The sequence below is a fragment of the Blautia sp. NSJ-175 genome (genome assembly GCF_022867815.1).
Taxonomy (GTDB): Bacteria; Bacillota; Clostridia; order Lachnospirales; family Lachnospiraceae; genus Blautia; species Blautia celeris.
In genome coordinates, this window is record NZ_JALIFQ010000029.1 from 1 (window position 1) to 13942 (window position 13942).

Consider the following 13942-nt stretch of genomic DNA (forward strand, 5'->3'; position numbering starts at 1 on the left):
GGAGCCTTTTTTAAACCATCAAGTGGTAGGAGGTGATAACCAATCCACAGTATCTTAAAATAGCATAGTCAAACCTGTAGAAAAGGTAAAGAAAGACTATGACTTTATATAATAGTAGGTAGGTGATCAGCAGCCGGTGTTTAATAGGAAAAGTTGAAAAAATGTAGAATACAGAGTGTTTTATCCTGTTCATAGAAAGCTCCTTTTTTTCTCCATTGGTTTCATATGAATATTTTCACAGCCACTTTGGCAATAGGATTTCTACCTGGCTTCAGAATCTTTTCTTACAGCCAGCACATTAGATGCGTAGAATTGCCGTATGGCTACAAGTTATTATACAATAATCGGATTTATGTCACAAGCAATCTGAGAACTATAGGAAAATATTCCAAGTGTACTTAAAATTTTCCATATATTTTGTCGAAAAAATTTTCTATAATGAATCTACAAACAAAAAACAGAAAAAACCGAATCTCAGGACGTCATGATGATAAGGCAAATTTAAAGGAGGAAAAAAGGATGAAACTGAAGAAGCTGGCAGCTGCAGGTTTAGCTGCAGTCATGTGTGTAACGGCAGTCGGATGCGGAGGCAATGGGGGAACCGGTGATAAAAAGGAAGAAAATACACAGAAGACGCAGGAAAAGGAATCCGGTGATAATACTGACTCAGAAGATCTGGTGATCAATTACGTCAGTGCAAGAGGTGAGACAGATGCAGCTCTTAAGACACTGAAGAAGATTGCGGAGATGTATAAGGAGGATCATCCCGGTTTTGAATTTAATGTAGAATCCATAGCGGACAGGGCAACCTATCTCCAGAAAATAAAAATTCTGGCATCCAGCAACGAACTGCCGGATTGGTTTGATGCGGACCCGGAGGCCTTTTTTGAAGGTATCTGCAAAAAGGGAATTATCTACAGCATAGATGACCTATATGACGAACTGGGATTAAAGGATAAGTTCTTTGACATTGCACTGGATTATCCGAAACTGAGCGACGGAAGTAATTATCTGATGACCTGGCAGGGAAATGTGGAGTATTTCTGGTATCATACCAAAATGTTCGAGGATGCCGGAATCACAGAGACGCCCAAGACCCTGACAGAACTGCTTGAAGCATGTGAAAAGCTGAAAGTAGCCGGGTACACACCAATCTCAGCCGGCAACTATGATATGATCATGCGATATCCGGCATTTAAGGCATTCCGTATGGCAGGGAATGAATTTATTGATAATGCCAGAATGGGTAAAGAAAAGTTTGATTCAGAGGTGGGTATCGCCACAGCAGAATATACACAGCAGATCTCGCAGTATTTCAGCGAAGGCTGGACAAATTCGGATGCCACAGCACAGATGGACCTGTTTTTGAATAAAGGTGCTGCCATGTTATACACAGGGACGTGGGATACTCCGGATCTTGTGGATGAGAATAAAGAATTAAAAGATGATATTTCTACATTCAAGCTTCCAATAGACAGTGATAAAGATGCGACAACAGAGAATGACTATTATGCCAACTGCGGCATCGGAACTGCGGTATTGAAAGATTCCATGACTCCGGCTATGAAGGATTTCATTAAATTTGTATGGGACAATTTCGCGGATATGGCTATGTATGAATTTGATATGCTGCCGTCCATGATGCCTAGTGACCCGGATAAACTTCCGGAACTGACACAGCAGATTCTGAAGGATCTGGAAAACTGCGGCACCTTTGCTCAGTGCTGGGATGTCCGTCTGGACCCATCCACAAACGAAGTTTACAGAAAAGAACTGGCTAATCTGGGTATGGGCGAATCCACTCCGGAAGAATTTTGTCAGAGAATGGATGAAGCGGTAGCGCAGTATGCGCCGGACTATTTTGATGTGGAATAAAAAGGGAGGGTCCGGAACCTGTAGGGGAGACCGGACCCTTATCACTCAGGAAGGAGAGGAGTATAGATGAAACCCAGAAATAAAATACAGCCTGCGCTTTTTGTACTTCCGGCTTTTTTCGTATATTTTCTTACGGTGATCATTCCTATTCTGTGGTCTGTGGGTTATAGTTTTTTTTCCTGGAACGGCATTAAAGATATGGAATTTGTAGGTCTTGCCAATTATGTAAGGATGTTTTCTGATGGGACGTTTAAATCGGCTGTAGTGAATAACCTGAAATTTGTACTATTGGGAAGTTCGTTCCAGCTTCTTGCGGGTCTGTTCCTGGCAATTTTGTTATCCCATATCATCAAGGGGTCCAATGTGCTGCGTGTCATTTATTTTATACCCTGTATCATATCGTCCATGGCAATCTGTCAGATATTTTCCAAGATGCTTTCCGTACAGCCACAGGGCCTGGTCTGTTATCTGATGGAGAAAATGGGAATGGACCCCATTGCCCTTCTGGCAAATTCAAAGACTGCCCTTGTCACTATAACACTGATTGACGGGTACAAATACTGCGGTTTGTATATGATCATATTTTATTCTGCCTTTGTATCCATTTCCAAGGATGTACTGGAAGCATCCATTATGGACGGGTGCAGTCTCATCCAGCAGTACAGATATATCAAACTGCCTTTGATAAAGAATATTTTCAGTATTGTAGTGGTGATGTTGATCAATGGATGTTTGAAGACCTTTGATGTCTTCTATATACTGGATAATAAATCAAAATCGACGGAAATGGTAGCGACCTATATGTACAAAACAGCGTTTAACTCTGCTGACTTTGGATATGGCAGTACCCTGGCGGTATTTCTTGTGGTGGAATGTCTGGCGGCGGTATTCGTTATCCAGAGACTGCTGGGGACTGCGAAGGGGGAGGAATCAGAATGACACATGCAGGGAAAAGCAAGGCTGTAAGAGGTGTTTTTTATTTTATAGTGCTTATCATAGTAATGATACAGATATATCCTATTTTCTGGGTGATCTGTTCCAGCCTGAAAACATCGGAGGAGATGACATACACCGCTCAATACGCCCTCCCATCAAGCTTCTATCTGGGGAACTATATAAGCGCTCTGACAATCTCCGCAATCCCAAGATACTTTTTAAACAGCACCGTCGTTGCTGTACTGACCCTGCTGGGTATTGTAGTCCTGGGCTGTCCTGTGGCCTTTGTGATCAGCAAGGTGAAAATAAAACATGCGGATGCGCTGATGGGATTTTTCCTTTTTGGAATGATGATTCCCATATTCGCCTGTCTGATCCCCATGTTCCAAATCTACAATGCGCTGGGGCTGAGGAATACATACTGGGCATTGGTACTGCCGCAGGTGGGATTTGGGCTTCCTATGTGTATTTATCTCTACACGGGATTTTTTAAGTTCCTGCCGGATTCCCTGCTGGAGGCAGCAGTGATCGACGGCGCAGGGATGGGTACTGTTTTCTGGAAGATCGTAGTTCCCATGGCGAAGAATACCACCATGACGGTGCTCACTTACAATTTTGTTTTTGTGTGGAATGAATTTACATATGCCAATACATTCATATCTTCGTCGGAGATGAAGACACTTCCCATCGGTTTGAACGATTTTGTGGGGCAGTTCGGACGAGTGGACTGGGGCAGCACATTTGCAGCCATTGTCATTTCTATTCTTCCGACACTGATTGTTTATTTTATATTGAATAAAAATATCATAGAGGGTATGGCTGCAGGCGCAGTGAAGAGCTGATACAAAGGAGGATGCAGGATATGGAGACAGTAAAGAATCTGGAGGGTGGCTGGTATATTCTCCAGGATGTACATGATACAGGGGAAGAGCTGGGCCTGTATACAGACAGAGAAGCTTTTACGGAGATGGGCCCCCAGATCTCGGAATGGGAAAAACTAAGCGGGTTAAAACATCTGCAGCTTTTGTTTGCCGGCCAGCCTTATTTCGGAAGGGAACTCAGATATTTTAACCAGGCTCCCTGGTGGTACCGGCATGAATTTGACTTACCAAAAGGAGATCAGCAGAGGATTCGGCTGAGGTTTACCAACGTGGATTACTACTGCAAAGTGTGGGTGAACGGACAGTTTGCAGGGGAACATGAGGGATATTCCGCGCCGTTTTCCTTTGATATCACAGACATTGTAAAACCGGGAGAGAAGAATCTTCTCATCGTTAAGGTGAGTTCTCCCTGGGACGATGAAGTGGAGAAGAAGAGAGAGGATTCCAGGACCATTCTTGTGAAGCGCAGAATGGTGAAGGGAACCTATGAGCATTCAGATACATTCATACAGCGCGATGTGAACCCTGTGGGGATTTACGGCAGGGTGGAACTCATAATGACCGAACAGGAGTTCATGGAGCATCGGCCGGAGATATACTATGAGCTTTCCGAAGACATGGACAGCGCACGGGTAAAGGCAAAGGCGGCACTTGCAGGACTTACACCCGGTGCCAAGTACAGGATGGTACTGAAGATAAGGGATGAGAGATCCGGAATCTGTAAGAGTGAAGCGGTTTTGGATTTTACAGCGGAGGCCGGTGAGGAGGAGAGGACGTGTTCCGTCAATATGGAGGATATTCTTCTCTGGAACACCTGGGATCACGGCCAGCCGTGGATGTATACCGCGGAAGTTTGGATTGAGAGAGACGGCAGCAGGGTATGCGGAAAAGAGTCTGTTTTTGCATTCCGGAAAACAGTGATCGTGCGAACGAAAGAGATCACACGTTTCCGTCTGAACGGCAGGGATTTTTTTGTCCGTGGAACCTCTTATTTTCCTGACTGCTATATTTCTGCCATGACAGAGGAGCGGTATTACCGGGACCTGCTTAACATTAGGGCAGCAGGCTTTAATCTTGTGAGGGTTCATGTCCATGTGGAACAGGATATGTTTTATGACCTGTGCGACAAAATGGGTATTGCGGTCATCCAGGATTCAGAGTATAACTGGACGCACCCATCTACAGATGAGTGGTCAGAGAAGTTCATCGGCATTTACAAGGAAAATGTCAGGATGCTGATGCGCCATCCCTCCATTATCTGCTGGATCGGCATGAATGAACCCGGCTGTGTGGACCCGGATGGGGACACCAGGAGAAGATTCATGGAGGAAAATCCGGGGCCGAGGCTTTACCGGGAACTGCAGGAGATGGACCCTGACCGTCCCATCATCAAGGGTTCTTTCTGCGATGAGGACATTTTCAGCGGGGACAGCCACAATTATCTGGGATCACTCAGCGGGGGCGAGTACAGGGAAATCTATGGGACAACGGAGAAGCTGAATACAGAGTATGGATTTGATGCGCCTGCCTGTGCAGAAAGCCTGAAAAAAGTCCCGGCTGTATACAGACGTCTCGCAGGTATCGAAAAGGAGATCCCTGCCATCCAGGATTATCAGTATAAACTGCTGAAATACTATACAGAACACTACAGAATCCAGAAATATGCGCCGTGTTCCGGGTATGTGCAGTTCATGTTCATTGATTTGTGTCCCCAAAGCTTTTATGGCCTGTACGACTGGTGGGGGATTCCGAAAAAAGGACTTCAGGCCATGCTGGAAAGCAACAGCCCGGTGGGGGTTTTTGCTAAATACAGAGATGTACTGGATGGACTCTATGCTGTAAATGATACAGATAAAAAATACGAGGACTGTGAAGTTTTCTGGGTGATAACAGAGACGGAAAGCGGGAATGTGGTGGAGCACAATAACGGAAAAATCCATATGGAGCCGGATTCCGTTAGAGAAATCATCCATTTTCCGGAAGGATATGGGGAAGGGCAGAGGTGGAATCTGTATGTCAGCATGACGGATCATGAAGGAAACTGTATTGCGCAGAATTCCTACAGAGATATCTTTGCATTATCCTCCAGGGTCAAAGGGCATCCGGAGCGCATGAGCCATGAGACAGGAATGAGAATCTATTGGGCATAAGGAAAAAAGAAACCCCGGTACTGCAGTCTATGAGCAGTACCGGGGTAATTTGTATCAAGGTTTCGGGAACACGATCTCCACAGTAAACAGATCCGCGTCCACCATAATCTGCAGGCTTCCGCCCTGAAGTTCCACAAAGCTCTTGGCGATCGCCAGGCCCAGCCCGCTTCCCTCCGTATTTCTGGAGGCATCACCCCGGACAAACCGTTCGGTGATCTCCGACGGGTTGAAGGTCAGCTCTGAGGCTGAGATATTCTTCATGGAGATGCGTACCCGTTTTTCGTCATTCTCCATATCCACATACACCCGGGTCCGCGGCATGGCGTACTTGGTGATGTTCACCAGCAGGTTCTCGAATACACGGTAGGTCTTCTGGCTGTCAAGAGGAAGGACTACTTTATCCTCGGGCAGACGCCAGCGGAAGTACAGGTTGGATGCCTCAATCTTATCATGAAGCTCCAGTTTTGCCTGCTGCATCAGACTTACAATGTCCACATCCATAATGTTCAGTGTTACATTTCTGCTGGTCGCTTTGCTGATCTCAAAGAGATCCTCGATCAGCAGCTTCAGCCGTGTGGATTTTTGTTCCAGAACGTCAATATAATGACGTCTCTCCTCGGCCGGCAGATTCTCATCCTTCAGAAGGTCCACATAAGTGATGATGGCTGTCAAAGGCGTCTTCAGGTCATGCGATACGTTGGTGATCAGGTCCGTTTTCATTTTCTGGCTTTTTACCTCTTCGTCCACAGCCTTCTTGAAGCCGCTCTGTATCTTGGTGATCTCGCCGCGGAACGGTTCAAATACGCCCAGTTCCTCGGGAATCGTACCGTTCAAGTTGCCCTCGGCAAGCTGGTTGGTTGCGTCCAGCAGCCTGTGATACTGTTTCTGCAGGTCATTGCAGTATTTCCTCAGAAGGAAGAACAGTGCAAGGGAGTAAATGATCAGTGCTCCGATGCCCCAGACCCACATCAGACTGATAAATCCCAGTATGATAAAGTTGATCAGTACCACTTTGATCAGAACTTTTGTGGTATCATCTTTCAGATTGATATGGAGCATACTGTTGTAAATGTTTTTGACCGTGCCTTTTGCCCAGGGCCAGATGCGGTAAATGATCACCCGTTCCTGGATGTATCGTTTCGGTCCTATGACAAAGACGGTTCTGATACATCCTGCCGCCCAGTAACACACTGCAAAGATAAATGCCCATCCGATGAATCCCCAGAAATACTGAAGCACAGAGGCCAGCCCTTTGGGTACACCGATGCTGTGCAGTACATTGTAAATCGGTTCATTGCTCATGGTATTGCCGTTCACGGACATGGAAAGGGAAAATCCCAGAACAAAGCTGGCTGTTATGAAGACCAGTTCAAAAGGTACCTGGAATATTTTCTCGTCTCCCAGCTGCAGCGGTTTGATAAACGGCAGAAGCAGTGCTGCAGCGGCTACCAGACCCAGCAGAGTAATGAAGACAATGGACAGATCGGCGGTTGAGCGGTAAGTGTCAACGCCCAGGTATTCCATATATCCGTTTGAGCTTTCCATAAAGGATGCCAGATTTTCTGCTGTCATCAGATAGATATAGGTGCGGCCCTGTGGTTTCTGGAAAGGCGCATCCATGCCGTATTGGTCGTCAAAGCTGGAACATGGGTTCTGACGGACCTGTTCGTTGAGAAGTTGTGTGGCGTTGCCGGGTTTTCCGTAGAAAAACTCTGCCTGCGATACATTTCCGCTCTCATCATATTTGACAATAGCGCCGAAAGCGTATTTCTTATCCAGCGCCTCGGGTTTTGTCTGGGAGAGAAGCGGATCCAGTTCCTCTGTTGCGTTGGAGTCTATCACTTTTCCGTTCTCATCCCTCACTTCATACTGGAGATAAGAGCGCAGGGTGGAGAAGTTATTCTCCCATCTGGAGAAGTAATTGGAAATCTCATTGGCTGATGCGATGATGGCTTCCTCTGAAGAGTATCCTCCGTATTCATCTCCGTAGCTGTTCTTGTATTTGGAAGAGGGGAAATTCTCTTCGTCCAGGGATTGCCTTGAAATTTCCTGGGAGGAAGTATTGGACTTGGAACCTGAATTTTTGTCCTCTTCGTTTTCTTTTGTCTGTTTGTCATTTATTGCAGATGGGAAAAAGATGTCAAACGGAATCATGGCCGCCTGGTTTTCCCTCTGTTTTTCTTCCGCATAGAGCACATAATTGGATTGCACAAGTGTGCTCATGAAGCTGGAAGTGTTGAAATTCGGCTCAGAATTACCCTGGCCTTTGATATAGTGCGGGCGGATGATCATCATAGCCAGTGAAGGCAGCAATATGACAAGGATCACCAGCACGACTGCAAGTTTACGAGAATTTTTCAATTTTATATCCAACTCCCCACACCACCTTTAAATATTTTGGCTCCTTAGGGTTGATCTCAATCTTTTCACGGATGTTGCGGACATGTACCATGACCGTCTCTGTGTTCACAGCACGCTCATTCCACACACGTTCATAAATTTCATCCGCGGAGAATACCCTTCCAGGATTTTTGATTAACAGAAGGAGAATTTTGAATTCCATGGGGGTCATTTTTACAGGGGCTCCGTCTACCCGCACCTCGAAGGTACTCTCGTTCAGCTCGAGCCCGCCCATGGTGTAAATGGTATCTGTGTTTTCCTGTTCTTTCTGCTGCAGTTTTTCCATGAATCTTTTGTATCGACGCATTTGAGAGTTCACCCTTGCCATAAGCTCCATTGGGGTAAATGGTTTGGTGACATAGTCATCGGCGCCGATGTTCAGCCCCATAACCTTATCCACCTCCTCGGATTTGGCTGAGAGCATGATAACCGGGAAATCGTGTTTTTCCCTGAGTTTCATGGTCATGGTGATACCGTCCATGCGGGGCATCATGATATCCACAATTGCGAGATGGATCTCTTCCCGCTCCAGCATCTCCAGCCCTTCTACGCCGTCGCCTGCCTGAAATACTTCATATCCCTGGCTTTTCAGATAAATGGCAACTGCCTCCCGGATGTCCTTGTCGTCTTCTACGATTAAAATGTGATTCATTTCCATGGTATCTCTTCTCCTGTGTTCAGAAGGCCGCTTACGCTGCGGTCCTCCTGCTGTTACTATACTGAGTATAGGAATCAAAATTAAAAAGTGACGTGGTATAAATCGAAAAAAATTCTAAAGATTTTTAAAGAAACCTTTGACCGCATCCATGCGTGTGGTCATACTGCCCAGCATGGCATCCAGCACCACAAGGGCAGCCATGGATTCCACCACTACAACAGCCCTCGGTACAATAATGGGATCATGGCGGCCCTTGATGGAGATTTCAATATTCTCCCCCTGGCGGTTCACAGTCTCCTGGACCGCAGCCACGGAAGGGGTGGGCTTGAAGGCAGCGCGTATAAGGATTGGCGCGCCGTCACTGATCCCTCCGGTGATACCGCCGGAATGATTAGTCTTTTTCTTTACATTTCCCTCTTCGTCCATGCGGTATGCATCGTTATTATGTAAACCATCTGAGGAGGCGGCAGCGATGCCGGCGCCCACTTCAAAAGATTTTACCGCACCGATGGAAAAGACGGCTTTCGCCAGATTGGCGTCCAGCTTTTCAAAGGCAGGCTCTCCGATACCTGCGGGGACACCTTTAATGACACATTCCACCATACCGCCGGAGGAATTTTTTTCCTTCATACAGCCTTCCAGATATGCCTGGGCTTTCTTCGCGGCTTCTGCGTCCGGCATATAGAGGGCATTGCGTCCCATCTCCTCCTTGTCGAATCTGCTCTTGTCAATGGTGACAGGGCCGATGGAGAGGGTGTAGGCGGTGATCTCCACGCCCAGCTCTGCAAGTATTTTGGCGGCCACGGCACCTGCCGCCACACGTCCGATGGTCTCACGCCCGGAGGAGCGTCCGCCGCCCCGGTAGTCCCGGAATCCGTATTTGATATCATAATTTCTGTCCGCATGTCCGGGGCGGTAATAGTTGGCGATCTCACTGTAATCGTGGGAGCGCTGATCTGTGTTGCGGACCATGAGAGAGATGGGGGTGCCTGTGGTCTTCCCCTCAAAAATGCCGGAGAGGATTTCTACCTCGTCCGCTTCCTTTCTCTGGGTGGTAAAACGTGACTGGCCCGGTTTTCTGCGGTCCAGGTAAGCCTGAATGTCTTCCGCGGAGAGCAGAAGTCCTGCGGGACAGCCGTCAATGACAACGCCGATCCCCGCACCATGGGATTCTCCCCAGGTCGATATTTTCAATATATTTCCGAATGTGGAACCATACATACTATACACCTCGTTTTCTGAATTCTTTCTGATATTTCCTGTTGTGAATATAATAAGTTTATCTTTATTTTCCTATATTAGCATGGTTTTTATATAAAATCCATTGAAAACTGCTTGTTGTTACGTTACACTAAAATATATTGACCGCTATCCACACCACTGCCCCGCGGGGTGTTTTCAGGCCGAAGACATGAAATTCCTGAGGCAGTATTCCCCTTGGCCGCCGAGTTTCCATCCTGCTTTGGGATGTATATATCCCCGTGGCCGGGGGGACAGTAAAAAATAAGAGGAAAAGACGAATGAAAAAGAAAATACTGATAATAACAACAGGCGGAACTCTGGCCTGTGTCAGCAGCGAAAACGGCCTGCTGCCCGGATTGAACAGCAAAGATATCCTGTCCTATATCTCTGATATCACAAGCCTTTATGAGGTGGATTTCTACGAACTGTTCCAGCTTGACAGCGCCAACATCCAGCCGGAGAATTGGCAGGCCATGGCAGAGGCTGTCTATGAAAAATATAAGGAATACGACGGGATCGTCATCTTCCACGGCACGGACACTATGGCTTACACCTCCTCTGTGCTGTCCTTTATGCTGCTGAATATCCCTATTCCGGTAGTTATCACCGGAAGCCAGCTCTCCATTACAAATCCTCTGGCGGATGCGGTGGAGAACTGCAGATGTGCTATCCATATGGCAGGCAGCGGCATGCCCGGCGTATTTTTGGCATTTGACAGAAAGATCATGCTGGGGACCAGGGCCAGCAAGATACGCACGAGAAGTTTCCACGCTTTTGAGAGTATCAATTATCCCTATGTGGGTGAGGTGGATTCCAGGGGATTGGAAATCTATAAAAATATCATTCCGGCCCCGTCAGGCCCCTGCGTTCTGGAGCGGAGGCTGGAGAAGAAGGTCTTTCTCATCAAGCTGGTACCCGGATTTGACGGTAAGATTTTTCAGTTTCTGTATGAACAGGGGTACCGGGGACTGATCATAGAGGCATTTGGAATGGGAGGGATTCCCACTCTGTCCTCCGAGGTGCTGGACGAGCTGCGCCTGGTGATCGACAAGGGAATGATTGTTGTAGTGAAAAGCCAGTGTCCTTATGAGGGCAGCAACCTTTCCGTATATGAGACCGGCAAAGCGGCTCTCAAGGCCGGTGCTTTCCAGGGATATGATATGAGCACAGAGGCCATTGTCACCAAGGTTATGTGGATACTGGGCAAACACTGGGAAAGAAAGAAAATCGAGGAGATGTTCTATAAAAATCTGGCAGGTGAGATCAAAATACCTGAGAAAGAGATGGAATGATAAAATTCATAGCCGCCTGGCTGCTTGTCATAAACGTGGTGTCTTTTGCCATGTTTGGTATGGACAAGTGGAAGGCAAAACATAAAAAGTACCGGATACCCGAGTCCACGCTCCTGCTTTTGGCCGTACTTGGCGGTTCTGCGGGAGCTGTCTGCGGCATGGATTTCTTCCGGCATAAGACCCTGCATAAAAAATTCAGGCTGGGACTGCCCCTTATCCTGGCTGTCCAGGTCCTGCTTGCGGCGGGATGGATGTGGTACAGCAGATGACACGGAGATGAAAGGAAAGTTCTCCGGGCAGCGGCAGGGTACATCATAGGAAAGTAGAGGTGACAGGATGCGTATATTGATCGCTGAGGATGAACGTGATCTGAACCGCCTGCTGGTGAAAAAGCTGACCGCTGAGAGCTACAGCGTGGACGCCTGCAACAACGGGGAGGAGGCACTGGACTGTCTGGCCTGTGCCCGTTATGACGCGGTGATCCTGGATATTATGATGCCGAAGATGGATGGGCTGGAGGTTCTGAAAACCATGCGGAGGAAAAAGGACACCACGCCGGTGCTGCTTCTCACCGCAAGGGACAGCGTGGAGGACCGGGTGAGAGGGCTGGATCTGGGGGCGGATGATTATCTGGTAAAACCCTTTGCCTTTGAGGAGCTTTCCGCCAGGATACGCGTCATGCTGCGGAAGCCTGAGAAGGAAAAGAGCAGCGTGTGCTCTGTGGCGGACCTGCATGTGCATCTGGATACCCGCCGTGTTTTCAGAGGAGAGAAGGAGATTACCCTTTCGTCCAGAGAATTTGCCGTGCTCAGATATCTGATACAGAACGCGGGCATTGTTCTGTCCAGGGAGAAGCTGGAACAGCATATCTGGAATTATGATTACGCGGGGGGATCCAATGTAATTGATGTCTATATCCGGTATCTGCGGAAGAAGATTGACGAGGGATTTGAGCCAAAACTCATCCATACGGTACGGGGTGCCGGGTATGTTCTGAGGGAACCCATATGAAAAATCTGTCTTTGAAACAAAAACTGACGATTCTCTATACAGTTCTGATGACCGTGAATATCTGTGCAGTACTGGCGGTCCTGTTTTCTCTCAGCAACAGGGAGATACTAAGTTCTGTCCAGAACCGGCTGCGGGAAAGTGTGACCGGAGCTTTTGATGACATTGACTGGGAAGATGGAGGGCTGGATTTTGACTCGGATATCCTGGAGCTGGAAAACGGCGTGTATCTCTCTGTGTATGATATGGATGGAGCACTGCTGTACGGCAAGATTCCTTACGGATTTGACCAGTCCATGGATTTTCGGGACGGTCAGGTGCGGAGACAGAAGGCCGGGAGTGTGGAATATTATGTCCTTGATATGTCCTATGCGCCGGAAGAGAATGTGAATCTGATGGTGAGAGGAATCATTTCCATAACAGATGCGGAGGAGAGTTTCCGGATTACCCTGCGCCTGGCGCTTATCTGTCTTCCGCTTCTGGTGGTGCTCACTGCCGTATTGGGGTACTTTATGACAAGAAGAACACTTCGTCCGGTGGCCCATATAACGGAGACAGTCCGTGCCATCCGGGAGGAGGAGGATCTGTCCAGAAGGATCGGACTGGGGGAGGGAAGGGATGAAATATACCGCCTTGCCTCCACTTTTGACAGTCTGCTTGGGCAGATTGAAGACAGTATGAAACGTGAGAAACAGTTCACTTCGGATGTTTCCCATGAGCTGCGCACCCCTCTTTCCGTTATTCTGATGCAGTGTGATGCCCTTCTTGCCCGTGACGGGCTTTCCGGGGAGGTGCGGGAGGAAATCACGGTTATCCAGAGAAAAGCAGACAGCCTGTCACGGATGATCTCCCAGCTTCTTCTCCTGTCCAGAGCAGACCAGGGCCGTGAGAAGGTGACAATGGAGATACTGGACTTTACCGGGCTTTCCCAGATGGCAGCAGCGGAGATGGAAGGTATCGCGGCGGCAAAAGGGATACGGCTGGAAACGGCAATCAGCCCCGATATCATGGTGCGCGGAGATGAAACCCTGCTGATCCGCCTTTGGCTCAACCTTCTTCAGAATGCGGTCACATATGGGAAAGAGGGAGGCTGCATCCATATGGGGCTTTGGGAAGATGAGGATACGGTTACCGGATATGTGGAAGATGACGGAATTGGGATCAGTGCCCGGGATCTGCCCCACATCTGGGAACGTTTTTACCGGGCCGACAGCTCGCGGAGTAATAACGGGAGTTCACAGAACAATAACGACAGCTCGCAGGACAATAACAGCAGCTCAGGGCTGGGGCTCTCCATGGTGCAGTGGATCATAAGTGTGCATAAGGGGACAATACAGGCTGTAAGTGAGCCGGGCAGGGGAAGCAGATTTACTTTCCGGATTCCGAAAGAGAAAAAAAGTTAAGGATTTTAATCTGTTTTTAATCTTTCTCTGATAAACTTACCATATACAAAGAATAGCGGATGTGTCCGCTGGATATACAAAGTATGAAAGGAGTTTA

Annotated in this window: 11 protein-coding genes; 8 read left to right on the forward strand and 3 right to left on the reverse strand. The window is 47.8% G+C overall.

Translation table 11 applies throughout. The annotated features are described in order from the left end of the window. The first annotated feature begins 519 nt into the window (after positions 1-519). The 4 genes from MUB35_RS26985 (at position 520) to MUB35_RS27000 (ending at position 5842) form a co-directional block, all read left to right on the forward strand. Positions 520-1875: an ABC transporter substrate-binding protein gene (locus MUB35_RS26985; RefSeq protein WP_033139829.1), complete on the forward strand. Its 1356-nt coding sequence runs from the start codon at positions 520-522 to the stop codon at positions 1873-1875. A gap of 66 nt (positions 1876-1941) precedes the next feature. Further along, the gene (locus MUB35_RS26990; protein ID WP_244807139.1) at positions 1942-2814 is read left to right on the forward strand and encodes a carbohydrate ABC transporter permease; all 873 of its coding nucleotides are present in this window, start codon (positions 1942-1944) and stop codon (positions 2812-2814) included. Continuing rightward, positions 2811-3653: a carbohydrate ABC transporter permease gene (locus MUB35_RS26995; RefSeq protein ID WP_033139827.1), complete on the forward strand. Its 843-nt coding sequence runs from the start codon at positions 2811-2813 to the stop codon at positions 3651-3653. The genes MUB35_RS26990 and MUB35_RS26995 overlap by 4 nt, the downstream gene beginning before the upstream one ends. A gap of 20 nt (positions 3654-3673) precedes the next feature. Beyond that, positions 3674-5842 carry a glycoside hydrolase family 2 protein gene (locus tag MUB35_RS27000; RefSeq protein WP_033139826.1) on the forward strand — a complete coding sequence of 723 codons (2169 nt, stop codon included), beginning with the start codon at positions 3674-3676 and terminating at the stop codon, positions 5840-5842. A gap of 54 nt (positions 5843-5896) precedes the next feature. On the opposite strand, the gene MUB35_RS27005 is transcribed toward MUB35_RS27000, so the two are convergent. The 3 genes from MUB35_RS27005 to aroC form a co-directional block, all read right to left on the reverse strand. After that, a complete protein-coding gene (locus MUB35_RS27005; protein ID WP_033139825.1) occupies positions 5897-8215 on the reverse strand; it encodes a sensor histidine kinase in 2319 nt (772 codons plus the stop codon). After that, positions 8187-8900, reverse strand: coding sequence for a response regulator transcription factor (locus tag MUB35_RS27010; protein WP_033139824.1), 714 nt, complete (start codon positions 8898-8900; stop codon positions 8187-8189). The genes MUB35_RS27005 and MUB35_RS27010 overlap by 29 nt, the downstream gene beginning before the upstream one ends. A 114-nt stretch (positions 8901-9014) precedes the next feature. After that, positions 9015-10121, reverse strand: coding sequence for a chorismate synthase (gene aroC, locus MUB35_RS27015; protein ID WP_033139823.1), 1107 nt, complete (start codon positions 10119-10121; stop codon positions 9015-9017). A 299-nt stretch (positions 10122-10420) separates the two neighbouring features. Here aroC and MUB35_RS27020 point away from each other — a divergent pair, with 299 nt between their 5' ends. The 4 genes from MUB35_RS27020 (at position 10421) to MUB35_RS27035 (ending at position 13845) form a co-directional block, all read left to right on the forward strand. Then, the gene (locus MUB35_RS27020) at positions 10421-11434 is read left to right on the forward strand and encodes an asparaginase (protein WP_033139822.1); all 1014 of its coding nucleotides are present in this window, start codon (positions 10421-10423) and stop codon (positions 11432-11434) included. After that, a complete protein-coding gene (locus tag MUB35_RS27025) occupies positions 11431-11703 on the forward strand; it encodes a DUF1294 domain-containing protein (protein ID WP_244807140.1) in 273 nt (90 codons plus the stop codon). Before MUB35_RS27020 ends, MUB35_RS27025 begins: the two co-directional genes overlap by 4 nt. A 67-nt stretch (positions 11704-11770) precedes the next feature. Next, entirely contained in the window at positions 11771-12445 is a 675-nt protein-coding gene (locus tag MUB35_RS27030) for a response regulator transcription factor (RefSeq protein WP_033139820.1), read from the forward strand. Beyond that, positions 12442-13845 carry a sensor histidine kinase gene (locus tag MUB35_RS27035; protein WP_033139819.1) on the forward strand — a complete coding sequence of 468 codons (1404 nt, stop codon included), beginning with the start codon at positions 12442-12444 and terminating at the stop codon, positions 13843-13845. The genes MUB35_RS27030 and MUB35_RS27035 overlap by 4 nt, the downstream gene beginning before the upstream one ends. The last annotated feature ends 97 nt before the right edge of the window (positions 13846-13942 follow it).

Bases quoted from the DNA above. Each gene is read 5' to 3' on its own strand.
- MUB35_RS26985 (WP_033139829.1), top strand. From the start codon at position 520: ATGAAACTGAAGAAGCTGGCAGCTGCAGGTTTAGCTGCAGTCATGTGT.
- MUB35_RS26990 (WP_244807139.1), top strand. From the start codon at position 1,942: ATGAAACCCAGAAATAAAATACAGCCTGCGCTTTTTGTACTTCCGGCT.
- MUB35_RS26995 (WP_033139827.1), top strand. From the start codon at position 2,811: ATGACACATGCAGGGAAAAGCAAGGCTGTAAGAGGTGTTTTTTATTTT.
- MUB35_RS27000 (WP_033139826.1), top strand. From the start codon at position 3,674: ATGGAGACAGTAAAGAATCTGGAGGGTGGCTGGTATATTCTCCAGGAT.
- MUB35_RS27010 (WP_033139824.1), bottom strand. From the start codon at position 8,900: ATGGAAATGAATCACATTTTAATCGTAGAAGACGACAAGGACATCCGG.
- aroC (WP_033139823.1), bottom strand. From the start codon at position 10,121: ATGTATGGTTCCACATTCGGAAATATATTGAAAATATCGACCTGGGGA.
- MUB35_RS27020 (WP_033139822.1), top strand. From the start codon at position 10,421: ATGAAAAAGAAAATACTGATAATAACAACAGGCGGAACTCTGGCCTGT.
- MUB35_RS27025 (WP_244807140.1), top strand. From the start codon at position 11,431: ATGATAAAATTCATAGCCGCCTGGCTGCTTGTCATAAACGTGGTGTCT.
- MUB35_RS27030 (WP_033139820.1), top strand. From the start codon at position 11,771: ATGCGTATATTGATCGCTGAGGATGAACGTGATCTGAACCGCCTGCTG.
- MUB35_RS27035 (WP_033139819.1), top strand. From the start codon at position 12,442: ATGAAAAATCTGTCTTTGAAACAAAAACTGACGATTCTCTATACAGTT.